Origin of the sequence: Exilibacterium tricleocarpae (genome assembly GCF_007004655.1) — a bacterium.
Classification (GTDB): domain Bacteria; phylum Pseudomonadota; class Gammaproteobacteria; order Pseudomonadales; family Cellvibrionaceae; genus Exilibacterium; species Exilibacterium tricleocarpae.
In genome coordinates this window covers 161,089-178,474 of record NZ_ML660092.1, presented here as the reverse complement: position 1 = coordinate 178,474, position 17,386 = coordinate 161,089, and the positions used below count along the sequence as shown (strand labels likewise).

Genomic DNA, 17,386 nt, shown 5'->3' with positions numbered 1-17,386 from the left:
GCCGGGGAGCCACGCAACCGGATACCGCTAATGCTTAGACGGGAATTATGTCGTATTGCTCCTGACTATAAATGGATTCCACCTGAAATTGGACGGTACGACCAATAAATTCTTCCAAATCTGCGACATTCGCCGATTCCTCATCGAGCAGCCGGTCGATGACCGTCTGCGAGGCCAGCACCAGAAATTTCTCGTTGTCGTAGGTGCGCGCCTCGCGCAATATTTCACGGAATACCTCGTAACAGACGGTTTCGGACGATTTCAGCGTGCCGCGACCACCACAGACAGGACAGGGCTCACACATCACCTGCCACAGGGATTCGCGGGTGCGCTTGCGCGTCATCTCCACCAGCCCCAGCTCCGACACGCCGGTGATGCTGGTTTTGGCGTGATCTCTCTCCATCATCTTCTCCAGGGTGCGCAACACCTGGCGCCGGTGCTCGGGGTCGCGCATATCGATAAAATCGATAATGATCATGCCGCCGAGATTGCGCAGGCGCAGTTGCCGGGCGATGGCGGTGGCCGCCTCCAAATTGGTCTTGAAGATGGTTTCTTCCAGATTGCGGTGCCCGACGAAGGCACCGGTGTTGACATCGATAGTCGACATGGCCTCCGTCTGCTCGATGATCAGATAGCCGCCGGATTTCAACTGGACCTTGATTTCCAGGGCTTTTTGAATTTCATCCTCCACCCCATAGAGATCGAACAGCGGCCGCTCGCCGGGGTAGTGCTCGATGCGGTCGTGAATTTCCGGCGCATAGAGCTGGGCGAAACCGGACATTTTACCGTAGGCCTCGCGGGAATCGATTCTCACCTTTTCGATATGCGGCTTGACCAGGTCCCGCAGTGTGCGCATAAACAGCGGCAGGTCTTCGTGAATCACCATCGGCTTGTCGGCTTTCCCGATGGCGGCATCCAGATCCGCCCACAACTTGAATAAAAAGGGAATATCGGCACGCAATTCATCTTCGCTGACACCTTCAGCCACCGTGCGTACGATAAATCCACCACTGTACTCGGGTTGGTAATCGGTCACTGCCTGCTGCACCAGCAGCTTCAGCCGCTCCCGTTCCTGCTCGTCCTCGATGCGGGTGGAAATACCGATATGGCGGGTATAGGGCATATAGACCAGATAGCGGGCGGACACCGACAAATGGGTGGTGAGCCGCGCGCCCTTGGTGCCGATCGGGTCTTTGGTCACCTGTACTACCAGCGACTGTCCCTCGCGCACCAGCAGGCGGATATCCGCCACCTCGGCTTTGCGGTCTTCCATACCGTCTTCATCCAGCGGGGCAATATCGGCGGCGTGGATAAAGCCGGCCCGCTCCAGGCCGATTTCCACAAAAGCCGCCTGCATACCCGGTAACACCCGCACCACCTTGCCGAAATAGATGTTGCCGACAAACCCCTTGCGCTGGGTGCGCTCGATATACACCTCCTGCAACATGCCGTTTTCCACCAGCGCGGCGCGGGTTTCCGTGGGCGCCACATTGACCAGTATTTCTTCGCTCATAATGCCCGTCTTGTTCCTTTCACCCGTTTTGTTCCTTTCAACATGCGCCCGTTCAGCCGCCGTCACCCTGCCACCAAGTTAACCCGAACGCCTTTAACAGCGCCCAGGTCTGCTCGATCGGCAGCCCCACGACACCACTGTAACTGCCCTGGATAGACGCCACAAAGATCGCCCCCAAGCCCTGGATGGCGTAGCCCCCGGCCTTGTCTCGCGGTTCACCGGTGCGCCAGTAAGCGCTGCACTCAGCACGGCTGAGGACGCGAAACCGGACCTCGGTCACCGAAGTCCGGGTCAGTTGGCGGGCGGGCGTATACAGCGATACGGCGCTCATTACCTGGTGGGTGCGGCCGGAAAGCTGCATCAGCATGGCCAGCGCGTCGGCTTCATCCACCGGCTTCTCCAACACCCGCTCGTCACACACGACGATAGTGTCGGCCCCCAGGGTCACGGCGCGGTTACCGGCGCGAGCCTTGGCCGCAGCGAGGCGTGCCACATAGGTCTCAGGCGCTTCGCCCGGCTCGTGAATTTCCGGCACATCGACACTGACTATTTGAAAAGGGACGCCGATCTGGCGCAAAAGTTCACGCCGCCGGGGAGACTTGGAGGCCAGGTAGAGGGTCTGCGATGAGGACCTGTGCGCGTCTGTCATGTCACCCGGTAGCGCAACCGCAGCCGCTCCAGCAGCAAAATAGCCACAGGCCACAACAGCGCACTCATAAATGCCGGCGACAGAAACAACAGCGGCGGCGCCGAATACCCCAGCAGGCTGTGTACCCAGTTGCTGAAAAGTTGGTGAATGCCCACCAACACAAACACCCACGCCGATTGCTGCCAGACGGCATAACTGCGGATGCGTTGATAGGAAAGTTGGCACACATAGGCCACTAGTACGAGCGCCAGGGCGTGCTCGCCCAACACTACGCCCTCCACCACATCCTGCAGGATACCCACACACCAGGCCAACCCGGCACCAAATTGCTGTGGCATAACGGTAATCCAATAGATCACCAGCATGGCGGTGAACTCCGGCCGCAACCAGCGCAGTTCATACGGCAGGGGGAAAACGGCCAGCACCAGGCCACCGAGAAACAGCACCGCAACCAGCCAGCGATTTTGGCTGCGCACCGAGTCCACTAACCGCCGCTCCGGACACCGGTGTCCGTCTGCCGACTGAACACCAACAGCACATGACGGCTGCGGTTGAGCTGGGCTTTAGGTCTGGCATTCACGGTAACAAACGGCCGGCCGGGATCGTGCTCCACCGATTCCACCTCGGCCACCGGATAGCCCACCGGGAAGCGCTGCCCGAGTCCGGAACTGACCAACAGGTCGCCGGCGCGAATGTCGACGGTGCCGGATACATGGCGCAGCTTCAGTTGGTATAAATCGCCGACACCTTCGGCCACCGCGCGCACGCCGTTGCGGTTGACCTGCACCGGCAGGGCGTGAGTGCTGTCGGTGATCAGCAGCACCTCGCTGGAATAGGGACTCACCGCCACCACCTGCCCCATCAGGCCGAATGCATCCAGCAGTGGCTGGCCCGGATACACGCCCTGCTCAGCGCCCTTGTTGATAACGACCTTGTGGGCCAGGGGATCGGGAGAAATGCCAATCAGCTCCGCCACCAGCACCCGGTCCTGGACCATCTCGGCGGAGTTCATCAGTTGTCGCAGGCGCAGGTTTTCGGCGGTCAACGACGCCATCTGCTGCAGTTTGCGTTTAAGAATCAACAACTCCGCGTTCAGGGCGGCGTTTTCCTGTTGCAGGGATTCACGGCTGCGCAGCGCATCCTGTGACCAGCCACCGAAACGTTCGGGCAGATCGGTAAACCAGTAAAACGGAGTGGCGATAACCCCGAGCTTGGCCCGCACGGGATCGAGCCAGTCGGTATAGATATTTACCACTATCAGTAACAGCGCAGCCAGGCCAAAACCAAAAACGCGGGAGGCCATGGACGGGCCTTTGGTAAACAGCGGCTTAATAGCGGACCCTCCCCGTGCTCTGAACAACCCTGGCACGGATAATCACAACACTGATAGCTACAGTGCTAAAAACAGTACTAAAAACAGCACCGAACACCCAGAATCGAAACCCGGCACTGTCAACCCAACTCTCGACCCAACCCTCGACCCAACCCTCGACCCAACCCTCGACCCAACTATCACTCCAACTCTCACTCCAAACAAGGGCAGCCTACCACCGGGGACCACGGCACTGAATATCAGGCATCCTGCAGATGGGCGACGGTTGCAGCAGTAATCGTTTAGCTGGACAGCAGATCGATATGGAGGCGATCCATCAATTCCATAGCGCGACCGCCGCCGCGGGCCACGCAGGTGAGCGGGTCTTCGGCGATAATCACCGGCAGACCGGTCTCCTCGGTCAGCAGCCGATCCAGGTCGCGCAACAGGGCGCCGCCGCCGGTGACCACGATACCGCTCTCGGCAATATCCGAGGCGAGTTCCGGCGGCGACTGCTCCAGCGCACTTTTTACCGCCTGCACGATACCCGCCAGGGTCTCCTGCAGGGCCTCCAGAATCTCGTCGCTGTTGAGCGTAAAGCTGCGCGGCACCCCTTCTGCGAGATTGCGCCCGCGCACATCGATCTCCCGCACTTCGCTGCCGGCATAGGCACAACCGACTTCCTGCTTGATGCGCTCGGCGGTGGCATCGCCGATCACGCTGCCGTAGTTGCGCCGTACGTAGTTCACAATGGCCTCGTCAAACCGGTCGCCGCCGATACGCACGGAATCGGAGTACACCACACCGTTGAGTGAGATAATGGCAATTTCCGTAGTGCCGCCGCCGATATCCACCACCATCGACCCTTGGGCTTCCTCTACCTTCAACCCGGCGCCGATGGCTGCGGCCATGGGCTCTTCGATCAACCGCACTTCCCGCGCCCCGGCGCCCATGGCCGACTCCCGGATAGCGCGTTTTTCAACCTCCGTGGACAGGCAGGGCACGCAGATCAGGACCCTGGGGCTCGGCTGGAACCAACTGCTTTCGTGCACTTTTTTGATAAAATGCTGCAGCATCTTTTCGGTCACCTGAAAATCTGCAATAACCCCATCTTTCAACGGCCGGATCGCAGTGATATTGCCCGGGGTGCGCCCCAGCATCCGCTTGGCTTCCACACCGACCGCCTCGACAATCTTTTGGCCGTTGTGGTGGCGAATCGCCACCACCGAGGGTTCATCCAAAACGATGCCGCTGTCCCGCACGTATATCAGTGTATTGGCAGTACCCAGATCAATGGATAAATCGTTCGAAAATACGCCGCGCAGGCGCTTGGGCAATAGCATGTGTTATTTAAACCTTTTAGTAATAATGCACCTGAGGTATCCACTTAACCGGTTTTTCCGGTGTGCTGCACCGTCCCGATGGATCAGAAGATAACCTTATAAACGGGAGAAACGCTGTCTTTATAGAAGAAGCGCCGTCGAGCCGCAAATTTCGACCCGGATCGCACTTGTGCAATTTGGCACCGTTCTGCCACCGTCCCACTGTCGCCGGACCCGCCGTTGGCGGCGGGTAAACAGGCCGACATTTACGTGCTTTTGCGGCCGGCCTCCTAAACTGACGAACTCTATCAATGGCGGGGATTTAGAGCAAGGCACAAATATGATAAGTTTAGCGCCCCGGACGCCGCGGCGGCGGGAATTGGCATTCACCCACCCAGTATTCGGAGACCCCTGTGGAGCGTGCAGACATTGAAAAGCTGGCCGAGCTGGCGCGTATCGAAATCACCGACGCCACCATCGATGAAGTCACCCGCAGTATTACCGAGGTATTGCAGCTTGTGGATCAGCTCCAGACTGCCGATACCCAGGGGGTTGAGCCCATGGCGCACCCACTGGATGCGGTACAGCGCCTGCGCAGCGACACCGTTACCGAGACCGATCAGCACGCGGCGTTTCAAAACCTGGCACCCGCCGCCGAGGCGGGGTTATACCTGGTCCCCAAAGTGATCGACCAGAGTGATTTAATAGGGACTGTCGAATAACCGCCTCGACACGGATCTCGATAACTGATAGCCAGATCACATTTTTTAAGCGACATACCACCTGAGGACAACTCTCAATGCACGATCAAACCATCGCCGAGCTGAGTCGCGGCCTGGCAGACAAGGCGTTCTCCTGCGAGGAGCTGACCCGCCACTATCTAGAGCGCATTCAGCGCCTGGACACCGCTTACAACAGTTTTATCAGCGTTACCGCAGATGCGGCCCTGGCCCGGGCACGGGCCGCCGACGCCGAGCGGGCCGCGGGTACGGCGGCGCCCCTGTGCGGCATACCCATTGCCCACAAGGATATCTTCTGCACCCGCGGCCAGCGCACCAGTTGCGGCTCGAAAATGCTGGACAACTTCGTGCCTCCCTATAACGCCAAAGTTATCGACAATTTCGACAACGCCGGTTGTGTGAGTCTCGGCAAAACCAATATGGACGAATTTGCGATGGGCTCGTCCAATGAGAACAGCTTCTACGGGCCGGTAAAAAACCCCTGGGCCACCGACAGTGTCCCCGGCGGCTCCTCCGGCGGCTCGGCCGCCTGCGTGGCGGCCCGCCTGGCACCGGCGGCGACCGCTACCGATACCGGCGGTTCGATTCGCCAGCCGGCCTCCCACTGCGGCGTTACCGGCCTCAAACCCACCTACGGCCGGGTCTCGCGCTGGGGTATGATCGCCTTTGCCTCGAGTCTCGACCAGGGCGGCATTATCACCAGGACGGCCGAGGATGCCGCGCTGCTGCTGGCGGTGATGGCCGGCTTCGACGCCCGCGATTCAACCAGCGTCGAGCGGCCGGTGCCGGACTATACCGAGCACCTCAGCGACAGTATCGAGGGTCTGAAAATCGGTGTACCGGCGGAGTATTTCGGCGCGGGGCTGGACGCCGGTGTCGGCGCGGCAGTGGAGGCCGCCATTGAGCAGTATGAGGCGCTGGGCGCGCAGATAAAAACTATCAGCCTGCCCCACAGCAATCTCGCCGTGCCCGCTTATTACGTGATTGCTCCGGCGGAATGCTCAGCCAACCTGTCGCGTTTCGATGGGGTGCGCTACGGCTATCGCTGTGATAACCCGAAAGACCTGGCCGATCTCTATAAGCGCTCCCGCGGCGAGGGCTTCGGCGCCGAGGTGAAACGCCGCATCCTGGTGGGCACCTATGCGCTGTCGGCGGGATACTACGACGCCTACTACAACAAGGCGCAACAGGTGCGGCGCCTGATCAAGCAGGATTTTGTCACGGCCTTTACCGAGGTCGACGTCGTGCTGGGACCCACCGCACCGGCACCCGCGTTTCGCTTCGGTGCCAAAAGCGACGACCCGGTCGCCATGTATCTCGAAGATATCTACACCACCCCGGTCAATCTTGCGGGTCTGCCCGGTCTGTCACTACCCTGCGGGCAGGTAGCGGGAAAACCGGTCGGTTTACAACTGATCGGCAACTATTTCGAGGAGGCCCGCCTGCTGAATATCGCCCACCAGTTTCAACTGGCGACCGGGCACCATTTGCAGGCCCCCCAGGGAATTTAACGGCCGGGAATGAACAACTGGGGCATACACAACTCCTCACAACTTCGCATTGAATAACAAGACATCGAATACACAGGGTATCGACTGAACGAGGCAAACGCATGGAATGGGAAACGGTTATCGGGCTTGAAGTTCATATCCAGCTCGCCACCCAATCAAAAATCTTTTCCGGCGCCGCCACCGCCTTTGGCGCCGCCCCCAACACCCAGGCCTGTGCCGTGGACCTGGCCATGCCGGGCACCCTGCCGGTGGCCAATGAGGCGGCATTTCGCTACGCGGTGATGTTCGGCCTGGCCGTCGATGCGGAAATCGCCACCACTTCGGTGTTCGAGCGCAAAAATTACTTTTATCCCGATCTGCCGAAAGGTTACCAGACCACCCAGTTGGCGAAGCCCATCGTCGGCCGCGGCCATGTGGATGTGCAACTGGCCGGCGGCGACAGCAAGCGGATACGCATTCACCACGCCCATCTGGAGGAAGACGCCGGTAAATCGCTGCACGAGGATTTTCACGGTATGTCCGGCATCGACCTGAACCGCGCCGGCACCCCGCTTATCGAAGTCGTGACGGAGCCCGATATGAGAAGCGCGGAAGAGGCCGTTGCCTGCGCCCGCAAGCTGCACTCGATCGCCACCTCACTGGGTATCTGCGACGGCGATATGTCCCAGGGCTCGATGCGCTTCGATGTGAATATATCAGTGCGCCCCCGGGGCGATAAGACACTCGGTACCCGCACCGAGACAAAAAACCTGAACTCGTTCCGGTTTATAGAGGAGGCGATCAAACTTGAAGTGGCAAGGCAGATTGACCTGATCGAGGACGGCGGTCGGGTGGTGCAGGAAACCCGCCTTTACGACGGCGACAGCAAAACCGCCCGCAGCATGCGCTCCAAAGAGGAGGCCAATGACTATCGTTACTTCCCCTGTCCGGATCTGCTACCCGTGGTGCTTGAGGCGGACTATATCGATGCCATCGCCAAACAACTGCCGGAGCTGCCCGATGCCCGCCAGTCCCGCTTTGTAAACGAATACGGACTGTCCACTTACGATGCCGCCGCCCTCAGCAGCGACGCCGCCGGCGCCGCTTTTTTTGAAGCTCTCGTCGCGGCCTGCGGCGACGCCAAGCAGGCGGCCAACTGGTTAATGGGTGAAGTCTCCGCCCGGCTCAACGCCGACGAACGACACATCAAAGACAGTCCGGTCAGCGCTGCCCAACTGGGTGGCCTGATCGCCCGTGTGCTGGACAACACCATTTCCGGTAAAATGGCGAAGCAGGTTTTTGAAGTCATGTGGAAAGACGGGGGCGATGCCGACACAATCATTGCGAATCAGGGCCTGCAGCAGGTTTCGGATACGGCGGCACTGGAGGCCATGGTCGATGCAGTGATTGCCGACAGTGCCAAACAAGTCGATAACTATCGCAACGCCGACCCCGCCAAGCGGCCCAAAATGCTGGGTTATTTCGTCGGTCAAATCATGAAGGCATCGAAGGGACAGGCAAACCCGCAAATCCTCAACAAGATATTGTTGAAAAAACTCGAGCCGAAAAACAAATAGACACCCTTAACCGCCGACAGCAACACTCCGAAATTCGATGCCAGTATCGGTGGCAGGCAAAAATGAGGTACGACATCCATGTCCCTACGCAAAGACAAACAAAAAGTTCTCGGCGAAACCTTCGACGATGAGCGGATAAAGACTTTTCTACAATTGCAACCCAGCGACGATCTCGATGCGGATTTCCACGTGCTGGAAAAAGCCTATCGCGGTATGAAGGCCGACAACTTCACTACTTTTCTGAAATTCTTTCTCGAGTCCGGCCGCAATATCAACGCCACCAATCAAGACGGCAAAACCTTTCTCCAGGTCGTCAAGCACCACCGCCTGGCTGAAGACTATGTCACGGCCCTCACCGCCGCCGGCGCAAAATAGCCCACCTGCGCCCAACCACTCCCCGAATGTCAATTTTTGCTAAGCCGATGGTCTCCGTTTGGTCGCCCCGCTACAATGCCTGCTTTGATCGGAGTCGACCATGCAGATAAACCGCCTCCCGACCGGGGCCCACTACCTGATGGAAGGCATCAGGCTGATCACCCATCCGCAACTGCGCGCTTTTATTCTGGTGCCGCTGTTAATTAATCTGCTGTTGTTTGTGATTGTGACCGGGGTGTTGATCCAACAGTTCGACAGCGCTATCGACTGGCTGATGAGCTGGTTGCCCGGCTGGCTGGATTTTCTCGCCTGGATACTCGCAGCGCTGGTTGCCCTGACCGTGCTGGTGGCCTACGGCTACAGCTTCAGTGTTATCACCAACCTGATCGCCGCCCCCTTCTACGGCCTGCTGGCGGAAAAGATCGAACTGCACGAAACCGGCGTGGCAGTCGAAAGCGAGCCGCTGAGACAGATGATCCCCCGCACCATTGGTCGCGAGTTTACCAAGCTGTGGTACTTTATTGTGCGCGGTATCGGTATTGCGATCTTGATGGTTGTAATGTCGTTTGTTCCGCTGTTGAACCTTCTGGTCCCGGTTATCGGTATCTTGTGGGGAGCCTGGAGCATGGCCATTCAATACGTCGACTACGCCGCCGACAACAATCGCTGGCGATTTACGGCGTTGAGAGAGCAACTGGGAGGCAATCTTTTCAGCACCTATGGATTCGGCGGGCTGGTGATGCTGGGCACTATGGTGCCCGTCGTCAATATCTTTATTATGCCGGCGGCGGTTGCCGGCGGCACCCTCTACTATATAAGGGAATTAAGCCGGGCGGACACCGACACCTAATGCCGCGGAAACCGCACATCTATCGCCATTCAAATCGTTTTAGCTATTTAATATAACAATAAATTATGTGGCTACCCCAGGGGTAAACCTATACTTAGACGATCAATGAGTGACACCTGTTTTCGGCGGTAGCTGTGAGGATGCGAATGCAATGGAATACCACTGTAGTTGGGCTAGATGCCGTAGCTGTTAGCATCCATCCCGACAACCGACTCAAACCACAGAAACCACAGGCAAGCGGGCATCGAGCAATGGTGGGTTGCCTGCAACGTGAATAACACCAACCCCAAACACTATGCTGCGGCCCAAGCAGCCGCTGCGGTAAAAGTGCACTCTCCCGGCACCACGAATACCGATACCCCGACAATGCCCAGTTTTCCCGTTTGGCTGCTGGCGCTGCCCCTGGCAGCCTGCCTGCCGCCGCTGTTGAGCGGCTGGGGAATCAGCCTTGCCAGTGTCACCGAAATACCGCCGATACAGGCAGTGAACGGCGCCCAAGTAATTTCCAACGGCCTCTTTTTTCACACCTTACTGGAGGCCATGGGTGCAGTAACTGCGACAATCCTGTTGGCTGTAGCATTATCGCACTACAATATCCGTCGCGACACCGCAGTGCCTTTGCTGGCCCTGGCCCTGGCGGCCGGTGGCAGTGCCGACGCCGTCCACGCGCTGTTGGCTGCCGCTATACCGACTGCGCCGCCAAACCCGGCCCCGATTCTACTGACCGCAACTATCGCACGCGCCACCGGCGCCGTGGCACTACTGCTCGCGACGGCGGTGATTCTGCTCGCCAGACCCCGGCGCCTGATATTCGGCACTCCGGGCGTGCTGGTGATCTGGGTGCTGGTTTCGATCGCGGTGTACGCATTGACGGACTGGATGGTATCCGGTGGGCAGCCAGCCGGCAGCCCGCTCGTTCACGCCTCGCCCGGGGTGATATTCCTCGCTTGCCTGCCATTGACCTGGAGGCTCTACCAACAACGGCGGGATTTTTTCACAGCGACCATCACCATCGCAGTCACCCTGAATACTCTCCTCGAAGTCTGCCTAAACCTCGGCTCAGAGCAACTGTTCGACCACTACTTCAACGCGGTTCACGGGCTGAAAATCACCGGCTTCGCCCTGCCGCTGGCGGGCTTGCTGCTGGACTGGCAGGCGCTGGGCAAATGCCAGCGACAGCAGCTATCCGCCGACCCCAACTATATCGAAAGCGAGTCCGACCACCGCTTTCGCGCCTTTACCGAACAATTACCCGTCGGGGTGTTGCTGGTAGACACCGACGGCGTCATCGTCAGTGTCAACCGCGGTGCGCGGGAGCTCTTTGGCTACCAGGAGGAGCAACTGGTAGGTGAGAATGTGGACAAACTGGTACCTGTCAATATTCGCCATCGGCACCAGGCCCTGCGCAACGGCTATCAATACGATCCCAAACCCCGCCGCATGGCGGCCGACGTGGATTACCTCACCGGAGTGCGCAGCGACGGCACCGAAGTACCGCTGGAGATCGGACTCGGCCCCATCCGGTTAAATGGCCGAACCCACACGCTGGTATCGGTGCTGGATATCAGTGAGCGCAAACAATTGCTCGACGACCTCAAGCAAAAAAATACCGTCCTGCAAGAGTCAGAGCAGCGCCTTCGCGCCATCACCGAGCAATTGCCCGTCGGGGTGCTGCTGGTGGACACCGGCGGCGCCATCGTCAGTACCAACCACAGCGCCAGGGAGCTGTTCGCTTACGGAGAGCAGCAGTTGGAAGGCGAGAATGTGGATAAACTGGTGCCCGGCAGCATTCGCCATCGACATCGGGTGTTGCGCGAAGGTTATCAATACGACCCCAAGCCCCGCCGCATGGCAGCCGACGAAGATGTTCTCACCGGGGTGCGCAGCGACGGCATCGAGGTGCCACTGGAAATCGGTCTGGGGCCGACGATGTTGGACGGCCGTCCCCATACGGTGGTATCGGTGATGGATATCAGCGAGCGCAAACGGCTGCTGGACGACCTGACCGATAAGAATATCCTGATGGACCAGACTATCGAGAAACTCACGCAGTCCAACGAACAACTGGAACGGTTTGCTTTTATCTGCTCTCACGATCTGCAGGAACCGGTACGTATGGTACACAGCTTCAGTCAATTACTGGAACAGCGGTTGACAGATCACCTGGAAGACAAAGAAAGGGAGTACCTGAAATTTATTACTGACGGTGCGCAGCGGGCGCGGAACATGATCAGCGACGTGCTGATGTTTTGCCGCCTGGACCAACCGGTCGACAGCCGCAAATCGGTGTCTCTGGCCGAGGTATGCCAACAGGTGTACAACACCCTGCATGTCAGCCTGGAAGAAAGCCGGGGTAAATTCACCTGGAGTGACGAACTGCCCACTGTAACCGCCGTGCCGTCCCAGCTGTTCCAGTTGCTGTTGAACCTGGTCGGCAACGGTCTCAAGTTCAATCGCAGCGACACACCGACGGTATCTTTGAACAGCTCATTGGAGGATAACTTTTGCCGCATCGAAATCCACGACAACGGCATTGGTATAAAGCCGCAATACCAACAGAAAATTTTCCAGATCTTCGAGCGGCTCAACGCGAAAAAAGAATACCCCGGCACGGGTATCGGCCTGGCAATCTGCAAAAAAATTGCCGAGCAGCACGAAGCCAGGCTGTTACTGGAATCCGAGGAAGGTGAAGGTTCGACCTTTGTACTGCTCTGGCCGCTGTATCAGGCAACCAAGACCGAGGCATTTTCAAACTGACACGCGCTCAGCCGACGGCTGCGAACGTTAACCCGCAGGCGGAGTCTACGCTATTTTATTGTAAAGGCAGCACCAATGAAATCTATTGAGATACTGTTAATCGAAGACAACCCCGGCGATGTGGAGTTGACGCGGGAAGCCCTCAGCTCAGGCAAAGTCTTCAACACACTGCAGGTAATCATGGATGGTGAGGCGGCGCTGGACTACCTGTTTCAGCGCGGTAAGTATAGCGGCAGTCGCCTGCCCGATATTATTCTGCTGGACCTGAACCTGCCCAAAGTCAGCGGCCGGGAGATACTCAGGGCGCTAAAGGAAGACGACAAACGCAAGACTATTCCCATCATCATTCTGTCCAGTTCAGAGGCTGCCTTCGATATCAGGGACAGCTACCGCCTGCACGCCAACTGCTTTGTCTCCAAGCCGGTCCAGTTGAAAGATTTTATGAGAGTAGTACAGACAATCAGGTCTTTCTGGATCGATATTGTGCAGCTGTCGACCAGCCCGGGAACTGCCGATGACTAGTCACAGCCGTAAAAGCAACAGCGCCAACCCCAACGAAGACGCCGTGCAAAAACTGGTATATGGTATTTCTCATGACCTGGGCGCCCCCCTGCGCGCCGTAGTACAGTTCAGCCAGCTACTTGAACAACAACTCGATGCCCACCTGGATGAAAAGGCCCGTTACTGGCTGCACCTGATACGCGACGGCGGCAGCAAAGCCCAGGCCATGGTGGAGGCATTACTGCGCTATTCCCGCCTGAGCAGTCGTATGCGCGCCCACAACCGTTTTTCTTTGCAAGATGTCGCAGTGGCGGCTATCGACGAGCAGGTAAATCGGTGGCGTTACACCCACCCGCAAGCCATGCAACCGGACTGGGACATCCCTGCCCCGCTACCCCATATCACCGGCGCCATGGAGCACTGGCACCTGTTTTTCAGTTGTGTGGTGGCAAACGCCCTGCTATTCCAACCCAAGGACCGCCCGGATAATATACCCCGCCTGCGTGTGCTCGACGAGAGCCGTAACGAAACCTTCTGCCTGGTTATCGAGGACAACGGCATCGGTGTTGCCGAAAATCGCTGGCCCGAGTTGACCCGCCCGTTTATGCGCGGACAAAGCGAACAAGATTATCCCGGGCTTGGTATGGGGTTGGCCTACTGCGAACGCATCGCCCACTTGCATGGAGGAAGCCTGGATTTCAGACTATCCTCATTAGGCGGCCTGGCGGTCGTTTATTCCCATGGTCCAGAGACTGGGTAGCAACACGGATACCACCAGACAGATGCTCAATAAAACACCGTCAAAATACGCCAACGTCTACCTGATGGCGGAGGATGATCCGGGCGATGCCGAACTGGTGAAGCAGCTACTCCACCAGGCCTTTGGCGACAGCTACTCCGTTATCTGTGTAGACCGTTTCGGCAAGGTGCTGGACGCACTGGCTAAGGGTCACTTCGAAGCCCTGATCCTCGATATGAATCTACCGGATCGCTCCGGTGTGAAAAATATCACCGCCCTCGGCAACCAATACCCGGATCTGCCCATTGTGGTATTGACAGGACAGGACGATCTCGAGCAGGCGGTCGACTCACTCAACAGCGGTGCCCAGGATTACTTGTCTAAAAACCAGGTTACACCGGAATTACTGTCACGCAGCCTGCGCTATGCCCGCGAGCGCAAAAACATCGAATCAAAGCTTAAAAAAGCGCTACAGGAACAGGCCCACAGCAATGCCCGGCTAAAGAACCTGGCGCAGCACGACACCTTGACCACCCTCCCCAACCGCGCTCACTTTCAGATAACCGTGCCGCGTATGCTGATGCGCGCCGCCCGGGCCAAAAAATGGGTGGCGCTGCTATATGTCGACCTCAACGGATTTAAAAAAATTAACGACAGCTACGGCCATCCGATCGGCGATGAATTGCTGAGGCAGCTTGCTGCACGCCTGAAAGCAACAGTGCGCGACTCGGACTTTCTGGCCCGCCTGGGCGGCGACGAATTTGTCCTGATGACCGATTTATTGGAAGACAAGCGAGAAGTGTACAAACTGATAGGTCGACTGTTAGCGGTTTTCGATCAGCCATTTACCCTGGATAAACACGAGGTTCCCTGCACCCCGTCCATAGGTGTTGCCTTTTACCCGGATGCGGACAATCTGGAACTGTTGATGAAACAGGCCGACTGCGCCATGTACGAGGCCAAAAACCAAGAAAATTCCGCTGTCTGTTTTTATACGACCCAGTTGGAAAGCCAATACGCCCGCAATATGGAGATTGAAGCCCATGTCAATCATGCCCTGGAAGCGGCGCAATTCGACGTGCAATTTCAACCCTTGGTGTCGTCCGGGAATCCCGGCGCCACCCATATCGAAGCGCTAATGCGCTGGCGCTCACCGGAGCTGGGCGATATTCCCCCGAGCGAGTTTATTCCGATTATCGAAAACAGCCCGACGATTAACGAAATCACGCATATCGTGGTTAGAGAATGCGGCAGACTGTTGAAATCGCCCGGGGTCTTCAACCTGGGGTATACCAGGCTTGCCCTCAACGTTTGTGTTTCCCAGATTAGCAGCGCCGCCTTTTGTGACCAGTTGCTTGCCTGGCTGAAGGACTTCGGCATTGCCGCCGACAACATCTGTCTGGAATTGACCGAGGGCCATCTGATGAAAAACGTCGCCCAGTGCGGTGCCCAACTTCAACGTCTGCGATCTCTCGGTATCCACATAGCACTGGATGATGTCGGCATCGGCTATTCTTCCTTCGCCCACCTGCTTGAACTACCGCTGGATTACCTTAAACTGAATCGTATTCTAATCGACCATATCGACAAAAAACCCCGCAACCAGGCCTTGGCGGTCGGTATTGTCGAGATGGCCCATCGACTGGGCATAAAAGTGGTCGCCGTAGGTATCGAGCGCGAAGAGGAATTCCGGACCGCCAGGCAATTGGGATGTGACTATTTACAGGGCTACTATATCGCAGCGCCCATGCAGATCGGGGAGATAAGCCGTTACGCTAAGGATCGACCCCGATCTGACCTTCAACTCAAGAATGAAACCGTTTAAGTTACCGGCACCAGCCCTGAGCCGGCAGCTTCAGCCCTGAGCGAATAAAGCCAACAAACCCAGCCCTGCGCCAACACTCAAGCCGTGAGCGAACCGCCAAAAAGGTCTTCAGCGATTGCTGTGCCTGCCGCGTCCGCGGCGATTTCTGTCCCTGCCATCCCGCTCTCTGTCATCGCCGGGTGCCCGGCGGCGCGGGCCCATCGGCGGCAGCTCGGCCAGCAACTCAAGCGGCGGCTGCACACACTTGAGCTTTTGTCCCAGCAGTTCCTGAATCGGCATCAGCCGGAAGGCGTCGTCTTCGCAGGCAAAACTGATGGAAGTGCCACTTTTGCCGGCGCGGCCGGTGCGCCCGATACGGTGCACATAGTCCTCGGGTTCCTCCGGCAAGGTGAAGTTAACCACATGACTGATACCGTCGATATGAATACCCCGGCCCGCCACATCGGTGGCAACCAACACCTTCAGCTCACCGGATTTAAAGGCATTGAGGGTTTTCACCCGGCGGTTCTGCGCAATTTCCCCCGATAACAGTCCCGCTTTAAAACCGTGACGCTCGAGCTTTTCATGCAGGCGGCGGCATTCGTCGCGACGATTGGCAAATACGATCAGGCTGTCGACGTCTTCCTGGTTCAGGATGTTGTAAAGGAGCGTGTATTTTTCCTCGGTGGTGGAAAGGTACACGTGCTGCTCCACCGTATCCGTGGCGACACTTTGCGGCTCGATTTCAACCGTCACCGCATCCTCGGTCCACTGCTCTGCCAGGTTTACCACATCGGGTGTAATCGTCGCCGAGAACAGCAGCGTCTGGCGGTGGGACTTTCTCGGTGTCTGGCGGATAATGCGACGCACCTGGGGAATAAACCCCATATCCAGCATGCGATCGGCCTCGTCGATGACCAGCACTTCCAACTGATCGAGGTAGACATCCTTGTTGCCGCAAAAATCCAGCAACCGTCCCGGCGTCGCCACCAGGATATCCACCAGCGTATCCTGCAGGCGACGCTGTTGCTTGGCGTAATCCATACCGCCGACCAGCACATGGGTCTCAAGGCCGGTGTACTTGGTCAATACCCTGGAATCGTCGGCAATCTGCATGGCCAGTTCGCGGGTGGGGGCGATGATCAGGGCCCGGGCCTCGCCGGCAAACCTGTCTTCCTGTAACGGGTGCTTGAGCAGGTCATCGATAATCGTCACCAGGAAAGCCGCCGTCTTGCCGGTGCCGGTTTGCGCCTTGCCAACCAGGTCGTGGCCGTTCAGGGAGTGAGGCAGGGATTGAGCCTGGATCGGGGAGCAGTATTCGAACCGCTGGTCGGCAATGGCGTGCATTAACTCAGCCGGCAGGTCGAGATCGTGGAAGCGGGTCTTGCCGGGGACTTCAGGCACCGGAAACAGGCCGAGATGCCAGTCTTTGTCCTCAGTACCGGGGGTGTTGCGGCGGCGCTGATTGCGGCGTTTGCCGCCCTGGGGGTGCTGACTTTTGCCGGACGCCTTCTTCGCAACCGTCGCCGGCTGCTGTTGTGCTGGTTTTTGTGATGCTGGTTTTTGTTGCGCCGGCGCTGAATCCGCATTTTTGTCGCGGTTTGAGCTGAATAATTTACCAATCAAAGTTTGCCTACCCGGTTGAGACTGCTATATCCGCCTGAGTATACCACGCCAACCGGGCTCGTGGTCGACAGAAGCCTCACGCGGGCGCCAGGTCCAATAAAACCGGCGCCGCGCCGGCGCGGCCGGGCCAT

The 17,386-nt window shown here is 58.0% G+C and carries 15 protein-coding genes; 9 read left to right on the top strand and 6 right to left on the bottom strand.

The window, feature by feature from the left end; all coding sequences use genetic code 11:
* Positions 1 to 34: 34 nt before the first annotated feature.
* From rng to FKG94_RS10865, 5 genes are all read right to left on the bottom strand, one after another.
* Positions 35 to 1,513 carry a ribonuclease G gene (gene rng / locus FKG94_RS10885; RefSeq protein ID WP_142904262.1) on the bottom strand — a complete coding sequence of 493 codons (1,479 nt, stop codon included), beginning with the start codon at positions 1,511 to 1,513 and terminating at the stop codon, positions 35 to 37.
* A 52-nt stretch (positions 1,514 to 1,565) separates the two neighbouring features.
* On the bottom strand, positions 1,566 to 2,162 hold the full coding sequence (locus FKG94_RS10880) for a Maf family protein (protein ID WP_142904261.1): 597 nt from the start codon (positions 2,160 to 2,162) through the stop codon (positions 1,566 to 1,568).
* Positions 2,159 to 2,638 (bottom strand): rod shape-determining protein MreD, encoded by a 480-nt coding sequence (gene mreD / locus FKG94_RS10875; RefSeq protein ID WP_142904260.1) that lies wholly within the window; start codon positions 2,636 to 2,638, stop codon positions 2,159 to 2,161. Before mreD ends, FKG94_RS10880 begins: the two co-directional genes overlap by 4 nt.
* Positions 2,639 to 2,646: 8 nt before the next feature.
* Positions 2,647 to 3,465: a rod shape-determining protein MreC gene (gene mreC, locus FKG94_RS10870; RefSeq protein WP_218943500.1), complete on the bottom strand. Its 819-nt coding sequence runs from the start codon at positions 3,463 to 3,465 to the stop codon at positions 2,647 to 2,649.
* Between the two features lie 311 nt (positions 3,466 to 3,776).
* Entirely contained in the window at positions 3,777 to 4,811 is a 1,035-nt protein-coding gene (locus FKG94_RS10865) for a rod shape-determining protein (protein ID WP_142904422.1), read from the bottom strand.
* Between the two features lie 398 nt (positions 4,812 to 5,209).
* On the opposite strand from FKG94_RS10865, the gene gatC reads away from it, so the two are divergent.
* The 9 genes from gatC to FKG94_RS10820 all read left to right on the top strand — a co-directional run bounded on the left by gatC (position 5,210) and on the right by FKG94_RS10820 (position 15,650).
* Entirely contained in the window at positions 5,210 to 5,518 is a 309-nt protein-coding gene (gene gatC / locus FKG94_RS10860; RefSeq protein ID WP_142904259.1) for an Asp-tRNA(Asn)/Glu-tRNA(Gln) amidotransferase subunit GatC, read from the top strand.
* A gap of 77 nt (positions 5,519 to 5,595) precedes the next feature.
* On the top strand, positions 5,596 to 7,047 hold the full coding sequence (gene gatA, locus FKG94_RS10855) for an Asp-tRNA(Asn)/Glu-tRNA(Gln) amidotransferase subunit GatA (RefSeq protein WP_142904258.1): 1,452 nt from the start codon (positions 5,596 to 5,598) through the stop codon (positions 7,045 to 7,047).
* A gap of 101 nt (positions 7,048 to 7,148) precedes the next feature.
* A complete protein-coding gene (gatB, locus tag FKG94_RS10850) occupies positions 7,149 to 8,603 on the top strand; it encodes an Asp-tRNA(Asn)/Glu-tRNA(Gln) amidotransferase subunit GatB (protein ID WP_142904257.1) in 1,455 nt (484 codons plus the stop codon).
* A gap of 78 nt (positions 8,604 to 8,681) precedes the next feature.
* A complete protein-coding gene (locus tag FKG94_RS10845; RefSeq protein WP_142904256.1) occupies positions 8,682 to 8,978 on the top strand; it encodes a PA4642 family protein in 297 nt (98 codons plus the stop codon).
* 100 nt (positions 8,979 to 9,078) lie between these two features.
* The gene (gene cysZ, locus FKG94_RS10840) at positions 9,079 to 9,828 is read left to right on the top strand and encodes a sulfate transporter CysZ (RefSeq protein ID WP_142904255.1); all 750 of its coding nucleotides are present in this window, start codon (positions 9,079 to 9,081) and stop codon (positions 9,826 to 9,828) included.
* A 270-nt stretch (positions 9,829 to 10,098) separates the two neighbouring features.
* Positions 10,099 to 12,585, top strand: a complete 2,487-nt coding sequence (locus FKG94_RS10835; protein ID WP_142904254.1) for a PAS domain S-box protein — start codon at positions 10,099 to 10,101, stop codon at positions 12,583 to 12,585.
* 75 nt (positions 12,586 to 12,660) lie between these two features.
* Positions 12,661 to 13,107, top strand: a complete 447-nt coding sequence (locus FKG94_RS10830) for a response regulator (RefSeq protein ID WP_142904253.1) — start codon at positions 12,661 to 12,663, stop codon at positions 13,105 to 13,107.
* On the top strand, positions 13,100 to 13,846 hold the full coding sequence (locus FKG94_RS10825; protein WP_142904252.1) for a sensor histidine kinase: 747 nt from the start codon (positions 13,100 to 13,102) through the stop codon (positions 13,844 to 13,846). The genes FKG94_RS10830 and FKG94_RS10825 overlap by 8 nt, the downstream gene beginning before the upstream one ends.
* Positions 13,827 to 15,650: an EAL domain-containing protein gene (locus FKG94_RS10820; protein WP_142904251.1), complete on the top strand. Its 1,824-nt coding sequence runs from the start codon at positions 13,827 to 13,829 to the stop codon at positions 15,648 to 15,650. Before FKG94_RS10825 ends, FKG94_RS10820 begins: the two co-directional genes overlap by 20 nt.
* A gap of 108 nt (positions 15,651 to 15,758) precedes the next feature.
* On the opposite strand, the gene rhlB is transcribed toward FKG94_RS10820, so the two are convergent.
* Complete coding sequence (rhlB, locus tag FKG94_RS10815; protein ID WP_142904250.1) at positions 15,759 to 17,255, bottom strand: ATP-dependent RNA helicase RhlB; 1,497 nt, start codon at positions 17,253 to 17,255, stop codon at positions 15,759 to 15,761.
* Positions 17,256 to 17,386 lie beyond the last annotated feature (131 nt).

Bases quoted from the DNA above. Each gene is read 5' to 3' on its own strand.
- rng (WP_142904262.1), bottom strand. From the start codon at position 1,513: ATGAGCGAAGAAATACTGGTCAATGTGGCGCCCACGGAAACCCGCGCC.
- FKG94_RS10880 (WP_142904261.1), bottom strand. From the start codon at position 2,162: ATGACAGACGCGCACAGGTCCTCATCGCAGACCCTCTACCTGGCCTCC.
- mreC (WP_218943500.1), bottom strand. From the start codon at position 3,465: ATGGCCTCCCGCGTTTTTGGTTTTGGCCTGGCTGCGCTGTTACTGATA.
- gatA (WP_142904258.1), top strand. From the start codon at position 5,596: ATGCACGATCAAACCATCGCCGAGCTGAGTCGCGGCCTGGCAGACAAG.
- gatB (WP_142904257.1), top strand. From the start codon at position 7,149: ATGGAATGGGAAACGGTTATCGGGCTTGAAGTTCATATCCAGCTCGCC.
- FKG94_RS10845 (WP_142904256.1), top strand. From the start codon at position 8,682: ATGTCCCTACGCAAAGACAAACAAAAAGTTCTCGGCGAAACCTTCGAC.
- cysZ (WP_142904255.1), top strand. From the start codon at position 9,079: ATGCAGATAAACCGCCTCCCGACCGGGGCCCACTACCTGATGGAAGGC.
- FKG94_RS10830 (WP_142904253.1), top strand. From the start codon at position 12,661: ATGAAATCTATTGAGATACTGTTAATCGAAGACAACCCCGGCGATGTG.
- FKG94_RS10825 (WP_142904252.1), top strand. From the start codon at position 13,100: ATGACTAGTCACAGCCGTAAAAGCAACAGCGCCAACCCCAACGAAGAC.
- FKG94_RS10820 (WP_142904251.1), top strand. From the start codon at position 13,827: ATGGTCCAGAGACTGGGTAGCAACACGGATACCACCAGACAGATGCTC.